This window comes from Planomicrobium soli, from assembly GCF_003014655.1.
Taxonomy (GTDB): domain Bacteria; phylum Bacillota; class Bacilli; order Bacillales_A; family Planococcaceae; genus Planococcus; species Planococcus soli_B.
In genome coordinates this window covers 37,702-50,989 of sequence record NZ_PYAT01000018.1, presented here as the reverse complement: position 1 = coordinate 50,989, position 13,288 = coordinate 37,702, and the positions used below count along the sequence as shown (strand labels likewise).

13 protein-coding genes and 1 tRNA gene are annotated in these 13,288 nt (G+C 43.1%); 1 reads left to right on the top strand and 13 read right to left on the bottom strand.

Features of this window, described 5'->3' with window-relative positions:
• Positions 1-441 precede the first annotated feature (441 nt).
• From lysS to tilS, 11 genes are all read right to left on the bottom strand, one after another.
• A complete protein-coding gene (lysS, locus tag B0H99_RS16120) occupies positions 442-1,926 on the bottom strand; it encodes a lysine--tRNA ligase (RefSeq protein ID WP_106534712.1) in 1,485 nt (494 codons plus the stop codon).
• 307 nt (positions 1,927-2,233) lie between these two features.
• A complete protein-coding gene (gene folK / locus B0H99_RS16115; RefSeq protein ID WP_106534711.1) occupies positions 2,234-2,722 on the bottom strand; it encodes a 2-amino-4-hydroxy-6-hydroxymethyldihydropteridine diphosphokinase in 489 nt (162 codons plus the stop codon).
• Positions 2,719-3,084: a dihydroneopterin aldolase gene (folB, locus tag B0H99_RS16110; protein ID WP_106534710.1), complete on the bottom strand. Its 366-nt coding sequence runs from the start codon at positions 3,082-3,084 to the stop codon at positions 2,719-2,721. Before folB ends, folK begins: the two co-directional genes overlap by 4 nt.
• A complete protein-coding gene (gene folP / locus B0H99_RS16105) occupies positions 3,084-3,896 on the bottom strand; it encodes a dihydropteroate synthase (protein ID WP_106534709.1) in 813 nt (270 codons plus the stop codon). The genes folB and folP overlap by 1 nt, the downstream gene beginning before the upstream one ends.
• Before the next feature lie 134 nt (positions 3,897-4,030).
• Complete coding sequence (gene cysK, locus B0H99_RS16100; RefSeq protein ID WP_106534708.1) at positions 4,031-4,972, bottom strand: cysteine synthase A; 942 nt, start codon at positions 4,970-4,972, stop codon at positions 4,031-4,033.
• Positions 4,973-5,109: 137 nt separating this feature from the next.
• Positions 5,110-6,054, bottom strand: coding sequence for a peptidyl-prolyl cis-trans isomerase (locus tag B0H99_RS16095; RefSeq protein ID WP_106534707.1), 945 nt, complete (start codon positions 6,052-6,054; stop codon positions 5,110-5,112).
• Positions 6,038-6,919 carry an Hsp33 family molecular chaperone HslO gene (gene hslO / locus B0H99_RS16090; RefSeq protein WP_106534706.1) on the bottom strand — a complete coding sequence of 294 codons (882 nt, stop codon included), beginning with the start codon at positions 6,917-6,919 and terminating at the stop codon, positions 6,038-6,040. The genes B0H99_RS16095 and hslO overlap by 17 nt, the downstream gene beginning before the upstream one ends.
• Before the next feature lie 17 nt (positions 6,920-6,936).
• A complete protein-coding gene (locus B0H99_RS16085) occupies positions 6,937-7,704 on the bottom strand; it encodes a type III pantothenate kinase (protein WP_106534705.1) in 768 nt (255 codons plus the stop codon).
• Between the two features lie 116 nt (positions 7,705-7,820).
• The gene (gene ftsH / locus B0H99_RS16080; protein WP_106534704.1) at positions 7,821-9,824 is read right to left on the bottom strand and encodes an ATP-dependent zinc metalloprotease FtsH; all 2,004 of its coding nucleotides are present in this window, start codon (positions 9,822-9,824) and stop codon (positions 7,821-7,823) included.
• A gap of 122 nt (positions 9,825-9,946) precedes the next feature.
• Entirely contained in the window at positions 9,947-10,498 is a 552-nt protein-coding gene (gene hpt, locus B0H99_RS16075) for a hypoxanthine phosphoribosyltransferase (protein ID WP_106534703.1), read from the bottom strand.
• Between the two features lie 10 nt (positions 10,499-10,508).
• Positions 10,509-11,921, bottom strand: a complete 1,413-nt coding sequence (gene tilS, locus B0H99_RS16070; protein ID WP_106534702.1) for a tRNA lysidine(34) synthetase TilS — start codon at positions 11,919-11,921, stop codon at positions 10,509-10,511.
• A 121-nt stretch (positions 11,922-12,042) separates the two neighbouring features.
• On the opposite strand from tilS, the gene B0H99_RS16065 reads away from it, so the two are divergent.
• Positions 12,043-12,116: transfer RNA gene (locus B0H99_RS16065), tRNA-Met, on the top strand.
• Between the two features lie 48 nt (positions 12,117-12,164).
• Here B0H99_RS16065 and B0H99_RS16060 read toward each other — a convergent pair.
• Together B0H99_RS16060 and B0H99_RS16055 are read right to left on the bottom strand one after the other, a co-directional pair.
• Positions 12,165-12,626, bottom strand: a complete 462-nt coding sequence (locus B0H99_RS16060; protein WP_181313689.1) for a DinB family protein — start codon at positions 12,624-12,626, stop codon at positions 12,165-12,167.
• Positions 12,627-12,748: 122 nt separating this feature from the next.
• The gene (locus B0H99_RS16055) at positions 12,749-13,180 is read right to left on the bottom strand and encodes a S1 domain-containing RNA-binding protein (protein ID WP_106534700.1); all 432 of its coding nucleotides are present in this window, start codon (positions 13,178-13,180) and stop codon (positions 12,749-12,751) included.
• Positions 13,181-13,288: the final 108 nt, after the last annotated feature.

Genomic DNA, 13,288 nt, shown 5'->3' with positions numbered 1-13,288 from the left:
CCGACCGCTTGCGCGGCCATCGCAGAAATTTGTTTCGGCGTTCGGAACGCCTCAACAATGTTTGTTGACGTTTTGCTGTTCAGTTTTCAAGGTTCGTGTTTAGCGTTGCCTTCAGAGACAACTTTATTAGTTTACCTTTTTCACTTTTCATTGTCAATCATAAATTTCAAATTTAATTTCGGCAACTACTTCGCTTTATTAGCAACTTTATTAGTATACTTTCAGGGAAGAACAATGTCAACAATATTATTTGTTGCGGTTAGCACTTCTCTTTGGCGACCTTTACTATAATAAAGCATTGTTATTTCCATGTCAATGTGTTTTTGTTTCTTTTTTTATATCTTTAACAATCATTCTGTCTTAATAAACACCCTGAATCTTTTTTACTTCTACATATATAAAAAACGACTTAAAACATTAAGTTTTAAGTCGTTTTTAGTTTTAGTCACGCGAACGCATTTGAGGGAATAATAAGACGTCTCTAATAGAAGCAGAATTAGTTAAGAGCATGATTAATCTATCAATACCAATTCCCAATCCACCTGTTGGCGGCATTCCATACTCTAAAGCTTCAATAAAGTCATCGTCCATTTCATGAGCTTCATCGTTCCCAGCCGCTTTTTCAAGCAATTGCGCTTCGAAACGCTCACGCTGATCAATCGGATCATTTAACTCTGTGAATGCATTAGCATGTTCACGGCGTACAATAAATAATTCAAAGCGATCTGTAAAGCGTTCATCTTCTGGATTCTTCTTAGCTAAAGGAGAGATTTCAACCGGGTGACCGTATACAAACGTAGGTTGCACTAGTTGCTCTTCTACCTTTTGTTCAAAGAACTCATTTAAAATGTGACCTGTTTCCATAGTAGATTTGATTTCCACATTGTGTTCTTTAGCTAAGCTTTGGGCTTCTTCTTTTGTTAATGGCTGCCAGAAATCTACACCTGTAAATTCTTTTACAGCATCAGCCATATGGAGTCGCTTCCAGCCTGGAGCCAAGTTGATTTCATCGTCTCCATATTGAACAGTTGTTGTTCCAAGAACTTCTTGAGCTACATGAGCAATCAAGTTTTCAGTAAGTGACATGATGTCTTTATAGTCAGCATATGCTTCATATAATTCTAACATTGTAAATTCCGGATTATGGCGCGTTGAAATTCCCTCGTTACGGAAAACACGGCCGATTTCATAGACTTTCTCTAAGCCACCGACAATTAGACGCTTCAGATGAAGTTCAATCGCGATGCGAATATAAAGTTCCATATCCAAGGCATTATGGTGAGTAACAAACGGGCGTGCAGCTGCTCCTCCAGCAATCGAATGAAGCATTGGTGTTTCTACCTCTAAAAAGCCTTCGCCATCCAAGTAACGGCGCATCGATTGAATGATACGGCTACGCAAGATGAATGTTTCTTTACTAGCATCACTCGTAATCAAATCCAGATACCTTTGACGGTAGCGTTGTTCAACATCTTTCAAACCATGGAACTTCTCAGGAAGCGGGCGCAATGATTTTGTTAAGTATTCGATTTCTTTTGCTTTAACGGATAATTCCCCAACGTTGGTTTTGAATACCGTTCCTTTTACCCCGACAATATCTCCAAGATCAGCGGTATTGAAATAAGCATAGGCTTCTTCACCAATCGCATCCTTGCGAACATAGATTTGAATTCTTCCTTTTAGATCCTGAAGATGGGCAAAGCCTGCCTTCCCTTTTCCGCGCTTTGTCATAATACGGCCAGCAATTACTACTTCACGCGGAGCTTCTTCAAGCTCTTCTTTTGATAGTTCGTTGTACTCGTTGATAATATCTTCCGATAAATGAGTACGTTCGAAACGCGCACCAAAAGGATCGATTCCATTATCGCGGAACGTCTGCATTTTTTGGCGCCTTACTATTATTTGATCATTTAACTCTTCTGACATGTCCTACACTCCTTTATCTTTGAAAGCCACGTTCGTTCGTGTATTCCTCTATTGTACACAATTTCTGCAATCTCTACATAAAAAAGCTGCCACGAATTTGTGACAGCTTGATTCTTAGGTTTAACCTGCGTTACTTACAGCTTGCGCTCCACTGATTCTTTACTGAATCACAATCTTAACCATTGGCTTGCGGTCCAGTCAGCTGCTCATAATGATGCCGCCAATTTTAAACGTTTTTTCATCCACAACGATACTTTCCTTCGTTCTTGTATTACTCTCTTCTATTTTCAATGTTAGTGGTGCTATTTCAACTCTTTTGTACAAACTCGTCGACCCCGCTGTACATTTTCCATAAACGAACGCCTTGCAAATCTGGCTTTCCAAAGCCTTCAAGACGTGGATTTAATTCCAGTAAAGGAATAAGAACAAACGACCGCTCCCGCATTCTCGGATGTGGGACAAGGAGCCTTTCCGTTTCTATGGTGTCTTGATTATAAAGCAAAATATCAAGATCTATGGTTCGCGGGCCCCAATGAACAATTCGCTTACGGTCAAGCCGCTGTTCAATGCTTTGGCAAACGTCTAACAATTCGAACGCAGTTAAAGTTGTCTTAATGTGAACAACCATATTTAAAAACGGAGCTTGTTCTGTAAATCCGACTGGATCTGTTTCGTAGAGAGACGAAATTCCGGCAATTTCAATGGCAGGAAGTTCCATTAGATAACGAACTGCTTGCTTAAGCATGTCGAGCCGGTCACCCATGTTGGAGCCAAGAGAGAGGTAGCTGTCGTTCATGCGAATTCTCCCCGCGTCAGTTCAATCGCAACCGACTTATAATGGCCTGGAATCGGCGGGTCTGGTTTAATAAGCAGAACACGAATCCCCTTGACTAAGGAAAAACTGTTGAGGATATTGGCTGCCACTTCCTCAGCAACTGCTTCTACTAACTTTTTCGGGCTTCCTTCGACGATTGAACGGCATGCTTCATACACCTCTCCGTAGTGGACGGTGTGTTCAAGTTCATCGGTTTCGCCTGCGCGCTTTAAATCAACCGCAAGCGAAACTGTTAAGCGGAATCGTTGCCCAAGCTTTGTCTCTTCCGGAAAAACGCCGTGATATCCGTAAAATTCCATATCATTTATATGAATAACATCCATTATGCCATCTCCTCATATTTTGTTTTGCCCAGTAAAACATCCATCATTCGTACTGCTTGGACAGTTTCTTTTACATCGTGGACTCTAACAATTTGACAGCCCTTTTCAACACCGTAGCAAACCGTAGCAAGAGAACCCGCTAACCGGTCAGAGACGGGAACATTTAACACTTTGCCAATCAATGACTTTCTGGAAGTTCCAAGCAGAACCGGATAACCTAATCCGACAAACCGGTCAAGCAGCTGCATCATTTCAATATTATGCCTAGTGGTTTTTCCAAAGCCGATACCTGGATCAAGCCATATTTTATCTTTTTCTATACCAGCATCCAATGCAATTCGCACACTTTCTTCCATATCATGCTGAACTTCTTTCCAAAAGTCCAAGTATGATGCTTTGTCACGGTTATGCATTAAGATGATTGGCACTTTGAATTTAGCAGCAACTTTCGCTATCGCCGGTTCATACTTTGCCCCCCAAACATCGTTAATGATGTGCGCTCCAGCTGCAACTGCGGCTTCAGCTACTTCCGCTTTATAAGTATCAATGGAAATCAATATATCCAATTCTTCTACTAGCGCTTCTATTACAGGCACTACACGGGAAATTTCCTCTTCCACCGATATTTGAGTATGGCCCGGTCGTGTTGATTCGCCTCCTACGTCGATAATATCCGCTCCGTCTTCCACCATTTGTTTGGCATGTGCCAGCGCTTGGTCTAAAACAGTATAGTTTCCGCCATCCGAAAAAGAATCAGGCGTAACATTTAATATACCCATAACCCACGTTTTATTTTTTGCATTTATGTTCATTACTTTCACCGCCTGCTACTGTTTATGTATTTTCCGGGGAATTGGTTAGTCTTTTATCTGTTCCATCTTAACGCGAAAACCTTGAATTTCGCCACAATAAAAGAGCATGCAATCGCATGCTCTTCCATAAAACTTTAGTTGTTTTCTTCAAATTGGTAAAGAGGTGTGCTTAAGTAACGTTCTCCGTTTGACGGAATAATCGCCAACACTTTTTTGCCTGTACCGAGACGTTTTGCAACTTGCAAGGCCGCATGGATTGCAGCTCCTGATGAAACGCCGCCAAGAATACCTTCTTCACGCGCTGCACGGCGAGCTGTTTCGTAGGCTTGGTCGTTTGTTACTTGAATAATTTCGTCGTACATGTTCGTATCTAAAACAGCCGGCACAAATCCCGCGCCAATTCCCTGAATTTTATGGGGACCAGGCTTTCCTCCCGATAGTACCGGAGAATCCGAAGGTTCAACTGCAACAATTAAGATATCTTTGTAGTTTTCTCTGAGCACTTGTCCAGCTCCCGTGATGGTGCCACCCGTCCCGATTCCTGAAATAAAAGCATCTAATTGATCGCCCATCGTTTCAACAATTTCAGGACCTGTAGTTAAACGGTGCACTTCCGGGTTTGCTTCATTATTAAACTGCTGCGGCATAAACCAGCCATTTTCAGCCGCTAATTTTTCTGCTGTTTTAATCGCACCATTCGGACCATTCATACCGTCCGAGCCTGGCGTCAGAATAAGTTCTGCACCGTAGGCACGCAACAAATTGCGGCGCTCCATGCTCATAGTTTCAGGCATTACCAAAACCGTTTTATATCCTTTTGCAGCAGCAATCATTGCAAGTCCGATGCCTGTGTTTCCGCTTGTCGGCTCAATAATCGTATCGCCTTCATTCAACTCTCCGGATTTTTCGGCCCCTTCAATCATCGCTAATGCGATTCGGTCTTTAACGCTGCTTCCCGGATTAAAATATTCTAGTTTCAGATAAACATCTGCGTCTTCAGCGCCTGTAAGACGATTTAATTTAACGATAGGTGTTTGTCCAATCAATTCAGTAATTGAATTTCCAATACGAGTCATTATTCAACACTCCTAATCCCCACTAATTTTATCGGTATTATTCTTTCTTTATCCTATCAAGCTTTAGGAGAGTGTGTCAAATTGTATGAACTATCAAAAAAATGCACTTTCATGTAGGGAAGCGCATTCTGTAACAACTATTCACCGTAAAACCAGGTTGCATCAAATTCTCGCCAAAATGCTTCCGGAGTGACCGACTGCGGCAATTGTTCAAGCGCAAGTTCGCGGCTAATGTGTTCTTTAACGTCATCATATGAAAAAGTCTGGCCTTCCGCTTTTTCCGTGACTGACAGAATAGCGATTCGACCATCTGTCAGTTTCAGCGGCTTAGACCAACTGTCGACAGCAACGGAAGCTACCGTTTTCGCTATGTTAGGATCGACAGCGGACTGACTTTCAGTTATATAACCAATATCGCCGCCTAAACTGCCTGTAGCGGTATCAATAGAGCGTTCCTTAGCAAGCGCTTCAAAAGAAGTGCCATTTTCTAATTCAGAAACTGCTTTATCCGCTTCCGCGATGGAGTCAACGACGATTATCTTTGTACGGTAAGCATCTTTAATGTCATAAAGGGCCTGATTTTCTGTATAGAATTTTTCAACAGCTTCGTCTTCGATAACAATATCTTTTGTCAGCACTTTTTCCAAGATCAATTGAGTCTTTAAAGTATCGCGCAACTGATCTTCATTTGCCGAAAAAATCGTCTTATCGACGCCTTCTTGCGCTGATCTCAGCATTGCGAGTTCCAAAGCGACTTCTTTGTCGCTAACTTCAATCTTGTACTCTTTAGCTGCTGTTTCCATTACTTTTTCATTGACTAACTGAAGCAAAGTATCCCGTCCATGTAATTCTTCCATAGCTGCCATCCATTGTTGACGTGTAATTTCTTGGCCGTCGACAGAGGCTACTTCTTCCGAACCTCCAGGTTGATTTGGAATCAGCCAAGCAACAAACCATAACAAGTTGCCGATAAATAGAAGCAATAAAAGAATAAGGAGCGGTTTTGTTTTCAAACGCCTCTTAGACCGCCCACCATCTGCCGGTGAAGATGGTGGACGATTTCTGTTAAGATTGGAGCTCATTGATAAATGCTTCTAATTCCTCTTTGGAATAATGATAAGTCTCCAAGCAAAAATGGCATTGAGCTTCAGCCATTCCGTCTTGGTCGATCATGGCTTGAATTTCTTGTTGGCCAAGCCCCAAGATCCCACTAGCAAAACGTTCTTTTGAACAATTGCATTCAAAACTCACCGGCATTTTATCTAAAATTTGGACATTCCCTTTTCCAAGCACTTCCTCAAGCACTTCTTCCGGAGACAATCCCCGTTGAATCATTTTTGAGACAGGCTGAATTTGAGACAACTGTTTTTCGATCAATTCAATTGTTTCTTCGTCTGTATTTGGCATCAATTGAATGATAAATCCACCTGCTGCTAAGACAGCATTATCAGTATCCACTAAGACGCCAAGGCCAACGGATGAAGGAACCTGTTCCGATACGGCAAAATAATACGTAAAATCTTCAGCAACTTCACCTGACACAATCGGTGTTTGCCCGGTAAAATTTTCACGAAGCCCTAAATCTTTGACTACTGATAGCATGCCTTCTATCCCAACTGCACGACGAACATCCAATTTGCCGCTTTCATTCAAATCGAAATGCGTTTGTGGATTGGTGACGTATCCTCGTACACCACCCTTTGCATCGCTATCAACCAAAATGGCTCCAATCGGGCCACCACCCTCGATTTTAATCGTTACTTTGTTGTCGCCCTTCAACATGGCCCCCAGCATAACGCCTCCAGTCATGGCACGCCCCAAAGCAGCAGAAGCAGTTGGCCACATCATATGGCGGCGCTGTGCTTCGCCAACTGTTTGTGTGGTGTCCACTGCAAATGCGCGAACACTGCCATTAAAGCCAAGGCCGCGAACTAAGTAATCTCCCATACCTATCTTTCCTTTCATTACGCTTGGTTGCGTTTGTATATATAGTATAGCCCTTTCAAAGTTAAAAAAGGATCGACTTTGTCAATTATATCCGACTCTTTAGCAATTAAAGAAGCAAGGCCTCCGGTTGCAACCACAGTCGGCGTTTTTTTACTCTGCGCTTTCATGCGAGATACGATGCCTTCTGCCTGGCCTACATAGCCATAGACAATCCCGGCTTGCATAGCAGCTACCGTATTTTTGCCAACCACATTGTCCGGACGGGCAATTTCGATGCGCGGCAATTTTGATGCGCGGTTATATAGAGCTTCAGTTGAAATAGCAATTCCCGGTGCAATTGCACCGCCCATGTATTGCTGCTTTTCATCTATATAACAATACGTAGTTGCCGTTCCGAAATCCACAATGATCAACGGAGATCCGTAATCCTGAATAGCCGCTACTGCATTAACGATCCGGTCCGCTCCGACTTCACGCGGATTATCATATTTGATATTTAAACCGGTTTTCACTCCAGGTCCAACAATCAATGGTTTTATATAGAAATACTTCTGGCACATTTTTTCAAGCGAGAACATGATGGGGGGAACAACAGAAGACATGATAATGCCGGCAATATCAGAAACTACCAAATCTACGTCATTCAAAAATGCCTTAATATGCACACCGTATTCATCTTCAGTTTTATGGCGAAGCGTTTCCATCCGCCAATGATGCATCAACTGGCCCCTGTCAAAAACCCCTAGGACAATATTGGTATTTCCTACATCCAACACTAAAATCATAATCCAACCTCATTTACCGACAATTTTCCACCACATCATACCATAACTTCAGGAAAAGAAAAAAGGCTGATTGCCTCCCTAATTAATAGGAATAGACAATCAGCCGATGCAGTTACTTATTTACGGTTTTCTTGAATCGATCCTCTTGTTCCAGTTGGCTGGCCTTCTTTAGGCAAGTCTCCAGAAGAAGGATCGCTCGGAGCACCTGTTATGTCAGGGTTAACCGGATCTTTATTCAAGTCAACGGTTTTGTCTTCAAATTCGCCATTCAATGCTTCATAAGAACGTTCAGGAAGCGTGCCATGTTCTTTCAAGTGAAGAATCTGTGCAGCATCCAACGTTTCAACATCAAGGAGGGTTGTCGCAATCAGTTCAAGAAGCTCTTTGTTTTTCGTCAAGATTTCTTTTGTGCGAATATACTGCTCTTTGATGATACGCTGAATTTCCTGGTCAATTTCAAATGCAATTGCATCCGAATAGTTTTGATCGGAATTGAAATCACGGCCCAAGAAGACGTTTCCGCCTTGTCCTTGACCAAATTGCAGAGGTCCGATCTTGTCGCTCATTCCGTACTCCGTCACCATGCTGCGGGCAATAGCCGTTGCACGTTGGAAATCATTATGGGCGCCAGTAGAAACTTCACCAAATGTAATATCTTCCGCGACGCGACCACCGAGCAATCCAGCAATTTTATCTAGCAATTCCGGCTTGGTCATGAAGTAACGGTCTTCTCTTGGAAGCATTACTGCATAGCCTCCAGCTTGCCCACGAGGAACAATCGTTACCTTATGGACGATATCAGCATCGTCGAGCATTAAGCCGACAACAGTATGGCCAGATTCGTGGAAAGCCACGATATTGCGTTCTTTTTTAGAAATGACCCGATTCTTTTTAGCAGGACCAGCAATAACACGGTCTGTTGCTTCGTCGATGTCGGACATATCAATTTTCAACTTGCTGCGGCGAGCAGCGACCAGTGCTGCTTCGTTCAATAAGTTTTCTAAATCAGCACCAGAGAAACCAGGTGTACGTTGAGCAATTGCTTTCATATCTACTGATTCATCAAGCGGCTTATTGCGTGCATGCACTTTCAATACTTCTTCACGGCCTTTAACATCCGGACGGCCAACTGTAATTTGACGGTCAAAACGTCCTGGGCGAAGAAGAGCCGGGTCTAAAATATCTGGACGGTTAGTTGCTGCAATGATAATGATTCCTTCGTTCGCGCCGAAACCATCCATTTCAACCAATAACTGGTTGAGCGTCTGTTCACGTTCATCATGTCCGCCGCCAAGACCTGCACCACGTTGGCGTCCAACTGCATCAATTTCATCAATGAAAATAATACACGGAGAATTTTTCTTGGCATTTTCAAACAAGTCACGAACTCGGGATGCCCCGACTCCGACAAACATTTCAACAAAATCGGAACCACTGATTGAGAAGAAAGGAACGCCTGCTTCTCCTGCAACTGCGCGGGCTAAAAGAGTTTTACCAGTACCCGGAGGTCCGACAAGCAAAATCCCTTTTGGAATGCGGGCGCCGATATCGGCAAATCTGCGGGGATCTTTCAAGAAATCAACAACTTCAACAAGTTCTTGTTTTTCTTCGTCTGCTCCCGCCACATCCGGGAAGCGGACTTTGTGTTTCTGGTCATCATACAGCTTCGCTTTACTTTTACCAAAGTTCATCACACGACCGCCACCGCCGCCTTGTGATTGGTTAAGCAAGAAGAAGAAGAGGATGAAAATGATAATGAATGGAATGATCCCAGTGAAGAACTGAACCCAGCCGCTTGTCTGTGGAGCTGCTAAATAGTCAACTTTAACATTTCCAGCTGCAGCCGCGTCAATTTCATTTAATAGGGCTTCATTTTCCATCGGAATATTCGTGACAAATGTTTCCTCAGTATTGCCAGTCATACTCCCTGTTACTTCATAAACCATTTGGTTTGGCTGAATGGTGATTTCTTCGATGTCACCATTTGATAAAGCCGTCAAGAACTCATTGTATCCTATATTTTCGGTTGGTTGGTTGCTGCTGTTAAACGTCCCCAAAATCCCGATAATAACAAGGAAAATCAGCAGATAAAATATAGTGTATCGAAATATTCGGTTCATCCCGAGCCTCCTCACAAAATTTCCCTTAAAACTATACTAAATACTAACACAGTAACATTTGAGCGTACAACGAAAAGCCTTTATTCATCAGGCTAAATTAAGAGACTGTGAACGTCTTTTGTCTATTCTTGTTCACCGCTGTAAACAGAAGGCTTAAGAATGCCGATATAAGGCAAATTGCGGTATTTCTCAGCATAATCCAATCCATATCCAACAACAAATGCATCTGGAACTTCAAAGCCGATATAATCTGCTTTTAAATCCACTTTGCGGCCGGAAGGCTTATCAAGCAATGTGACGATTTTAATCGAATTCGCTTTTCGGTATTTGAACAAATCCACCAGGTAGCTAAGCGTCAATCCGCTGTCGATGATGTCTTCAATGATGAGAAGGTCACGCCCTTCAACGCTCGTATTTAAGTCTTTGACAATTTTAACTTCGCCTGAAGAGACAGTTGCATTGCCGTAACTTGATACGTCCATAAAATCCATTTCTACATAGCTATCCATGCGCTTCATCAAGTCGCCCATAAATGGCATTGCGCCTTTTAATACACCAATAGCCAATGGATATTTGTCTTTATAATCGCGTGCTAACACTTCTCCAAGCTCCCGCGCTTTAGCTTGTAGGCTTTCTTCAGAGATTAATACCTCTTCAATGTCTTTCTCTAACATGGTGGACCTCCTATAATCCGCTTTTTGCGGCCTTGACCTGTTGCTCGATCAATACCCAGTTATCTTCAATGCGCTCAGTTCGGCTGATGAATTTGGAGGGGCGAATCCCAGGAACGAGCAAAATTTCCCCGCACGTTGTTTCAATAACCGGCCACTTGTCCCTGAAAGAAACCGGGACTTTCTCGTCAATCATTAGACGGGCCACTTTTTTTGTCCCTATCATTCCCGAGAGATGGATTCGGTCACCTGGCTTTCGGTTCCTCACCGTCAACACAACTTCATCCGGAGCAGAAAAATACCAAAAAACCGCATCATCCTGCTTCTTTGCTTCTTTGAGCGGCACTGCTTTGTAACGAAAGCCGTTCACTTCTGAACACCAGTCGTCTGTAATGATGAAAGAATCTTTTACTGCCGCTTCGCCAATCGGCTGCCAGCTGAAATACATCCGGTCATATTGGCGAATCATCATACAATTTTGCGGCAAGTGCAAAAAAGCCGTGCCCGCTGAACTGTGCATCATCACTCGCACTTGTTCGGCAAGCTGCTTCGTAATAGCCACTCGCTTCTCATTATATAGATAGTTTAATAGTAGTAGAACCAGTCTTTTTTGTAAAGCAAGTGCCTCTTGTCTGAATTTGTCAACCGATATGGAAAAGCCGCCTTCTTCTTGCTCAATCAATTGCTGCATTTTTTCTTTGGCCAATTCCATTAGAAATCGCTGATCTTCCTGCATTGTTTCTGCAAGCTCTACAAAATGAGCAGATACCCCGCTATTTTCATGTTTTAATAACGGTACTACTGTCTGACGGATGCGATTTCTTGTGTAATCTGGTTGCCCGTTACTTGGATCTTCCCGGTAGGAAAGGCCAAACTCATGAGCATAGCTGATAATCTCGGCTTTTGTCACTGCAAGCAGCGGACGGACCAACCGACCATCGCCAAATCGGCGGTTCGTTGGCATGCCAAAAGAGCCAGATTGAAGTGTGCCTTTAACTCCTGCCATTAAAATCGTTTCAAGCTGATCATCCGCATGGTGGGCAGTTGCAAACTTGGTCGCTCCTGTCTGTTCCATTACTTCAGAAAAATATGCATAGCGCTCTTCTCGGCACACTTGCTGTTTATTGCCGCCTCCAGATTTCAAAATTTCCGGAATCGGAACATCGCGGCTAAAGCAGGGCACTCTCCATTCTGCGCAAAGCTGTTCAGTAAAAACACGATCTGCGAGCGATTCTTCCTCTCGAAGCATATGATTGACATGGACTGCTGTCACAGAAATATCAAGAGCGGCTTGGCGAGACATTAAAAAATGCAACAGCACAACTGAGTCGATGCCTCCTGAACAGCCAACCAGCACATGATCTCCCGGAACAAGCAGTTGATGCTTAGCAAGATGGCGGTACACTTTTTCTTGAAAACTTTTCATTTTTTCACCTCTAAAAATCCGCATTTCTATTCATGCGAACATACCCCTAGCAAAAACTTTTCAAAATTCCGTTGACACATTTCTTGATCATATAGTACACTATTAAAGTTCGCTTGAACAAGGCGGCGTAGCTCAGCTGGCTAGAGCGTACGGTTCATACCCGTAAGGTCGGGGGTTCGATCCCCTCTGCCGCCATCCTAATATCGCTTTAAAGCAGTGTTCCTTTTAAGGACGCTGCTTTTTTTATGTTAAAAAAGAATTGATTTCCTCAATGTGATGCTGGTCATGCTCAAGCATTCCGCCAAAATATTCCGCCGGAGATGTTTCCTTGCCGCCCGCAGTAAAGCGTGCATGCCAACTAGCCTCATCCATTCTTTCAATGGCTTGGCGCAGCAGAGCCCGTTCTTTTTGGGCATGAACTAAAATTTCAGGAAACTTCATTTCTTCAACACCCTCTACAGCCTGCCGGTTAAATTCATCCACATCTTCAAAGCCTTCGAGGCTTGCGCCTTCTTTCATATGCGGCAAGCGTTCTTCCCGGACAAAACGATCCCATTCAGCAAGGTGCCTGACAATTTGGGCAACCGACCATTTCCCCTCGGTGCATGGTGTATGGGCGACTTTCTCATCTTGAATCGCCGTTTGCAGCGATGCCAAATAAATCTCGTACTCCTTATAAGCTTCAAGCACTTGTTTTTTTTCCATTATCATCACGCTCCCAACAAATTTTTTGATAAAAAAAACGCTTCCCTGGTGAGAAGCGTTCTAATTTAAATTTGTTCAGCTGTATCGAAGCATTTTCCTATGCCATTAAAACAGCTAGCAAGTTAACCTCTTCTTGCACCACGGCCGCCGCGTTTAGATTCTGTAGCACGTTTTAAAGTCGAAATATTTTCTTCGCTGTCTTTCAAGAATTTCGCCATTTTCGTTTCAAAGTTCTCTTTTGGCGCACGCTCGAATGAACGGTTGCTACTTGGACGTGGACGTTGTGGACGAGCAGTTGGCGCTGCAGCACCTTCTGGCTGTGGTTTTGCTTTGCGGATAGAAAGGCCGATTTTGCCGTCAGCTTCCACGTTCATTACTTTAACTTCAACCATTTCGCCAACTTTAAGGTGATCATTAATGTCTTTGACATAGTTGTCAGCGACTTCACTAATATGCACGAGGCCAGTTGCACCAGTCGGAAGCTGGACGAACGCTCCGAAATTTGTAATACCTGTAACTTTTCCTTCTAACTTGCTACCTACTTCAATCGACATAAAAAAAATGCTCCTCCTTAAAAATTAAGATGACTCTATTACCAATGTCATATAAACGTTATAAACGGGACTCTTCCCACTTTCAATTATAACCATGAAAAAAAGAGT

What these genes read in the sequence shown, in the direction of transcription:
- B0H99_RS16095 (WP_106534707.1), bottom strand. Translation starts at nt 6,054, where the DNA reads ATGAGCTCCAATCTTAACAGAAATCGTCCACCATCTTCACCGGCAGAT.
- folB (WP_106534710.1), bottom strand. Translation starts at nt 3,084, where the DNA reads ATGGATGTTATTCATATAAATGATATGGAATTTTACGGATATCACGGC.
- folP (WP_106534709.1), bottom strand. Translation starts at nt 3,896, where the DNA reads ATGAACATAAATGCAAAAAATAAAACGTGGGTTATGGGTATATTAAAT.
- hpt (WP_106534703.1), bottom strand. Translation starts at nt 10,498, where the DNA reads ATGTTAGAGAAAGACATTGAAGAGGTATTAATCTCTGAAGAAAGCCTA.
- folK (WP_106534711.1), bottom strand. Translation starts at nt 2,722, where the DNA reads ATGAACGACAGCTACCTCTCTCTTGGCTCCAACATGGGTGACCGGCTC.
- cysK (WP_106534708.1), bottom strand. Translation starts at nt 4,972, where the DNA reads ATGACTCGTATTGGAAATTCAATTACTGAATTGATTGGACAAACACCT.
- hslO (WP_106534706.1), bottom strand. Translation starts at nt 6,919, where the DNA reads ATGGGAGATTACTTAGTTCGCGGCCTTGGCTTTAATGGCAGTGTTCGC.
- B0H99_RS16060 (WP_181313689.1), bottom strand. Translation starts at nt 12,626, where the DNA reads ATGGAAAAAAAACAAGTGCTTGAAGCTTATAAGGAGTACGAGATTTAT.
- tilS (WP_106534702.1), bottom strand. Translation starts at nt 11,921, where the DNA reads ATGAAAAGTTTTCAAGAAAAAGTGTACCGCCATCTTGCTAAGCATCAA.
- lysS (WP_106534712.1), bottom strand. Translation starts at nt 1,926, where the DNA reads ATGTCAGAAGAGTTAAATGATCAAATAATAGTAAGGCGCCAAAAAATG.
- B0H99_RS16085 (WP_106534705.1), bottom strand. Translation starts at nt 7,704, where the DNA reads ATGATTTTAGTGTTGGATGTAGGAAATACCAATATTGTCCTAGGGGTT.
- ftsH (WP_106534704.1), bottom strand. Translation starts at nt 9,824, where the DNA reads ATGAACCGAATATTTCGATACACTATATTTTATCTGCTGATTTTCCTT.
- B0H99_RS16055 (WP_106534700.1), bottom strand. Translation starts at nt 13,180, where the DNA reads ATGTCGATTGAAGTAGGTAGCAAGTTAGAAGGAAAAGTTACAGGTATT.